1 protein-coding gene is annotated in these 726 nt (G+C 46.3%); it reads left to right on the top strand.

What is annotated here, in order from left to right:
• Window positions 1–106: 106 nt before the first annotated feature.
• Window positions 107–726, top strand: a 620-nt coding sequence (locus ACFQEU_RS17085; RefSeq protein ID WP_379784094.1) for a cupredoxin domain-containing protein, incomplete at its 3' end; no start/stop codon positions are given.

Below are 726 nucleotides of genomic sequence, written 5' to 3' on the forward strand. Positions count from 1 at the left end.
GGTAATCTTCAATAAAGGCAAGGCCATGGTTCCTATTTTGATCACTAGGCAGAGTTTCATCCGATCTAGTTTGCTGGGTTTGACGGTACTCTACGTCACTTGCTATGTGCAAATCTCGCTCGCTCAAACGGGTGAAATGTTATTGCTGCAGATTGTCGATAGCCGCGGTCAGCCTGCACCTAATACTGTGGTGATTGTTCCTTCGCAAGCAGCGGTTGCAACCGCTGGCAACGAGCCGATTAGCTATGCTATCGATCAAATAAATTTGGAATTTGTACCACACGTCAGTCTAGTGCCTACCGGTAAACAGGTGTTTTTTCCAAACAGCGATAAAACCCGACACCATGTGTATTCCTTTTCCGAGCCAAATAATTTTGAGCTCAAACTGTATCGTGATAAAGACGCGCCGCCGGTGGTATTTCAACGCGAAGGTATTGTGGAGTTAGGCTGTAATATTCACGACAGCATGAAAGGCTACATATACCTGAGCAACGCGCCTGTGCAATCTGTTGCAGATAGCGATGGTAAGGTAACGTTAGCATTGAACAGCCCATTAATAGAAAACCAAACCCTGTTGATTTGGCATCCGCTCATGGGCGCAAAAGGCCCCACGAGTTACCCCTACAATCCAAGCGCTCCTTTGCGCTTAAATTTTAGTTTACCCGACCGCGCTCCACTTAAATCCTCTTCATTAAAAGAGCGCTTGCAACAGTTCAAAAAGCACCA

This window comes from Halorubrum tibetense (genome assembly GCF_042661865.1).
Taxonomy (GTDB): Archaea; Halobacteriota; Halobacteria; order Halobacteriales; family Haloferacaceae; genus Halorubrum; species Halorubrum tibetense.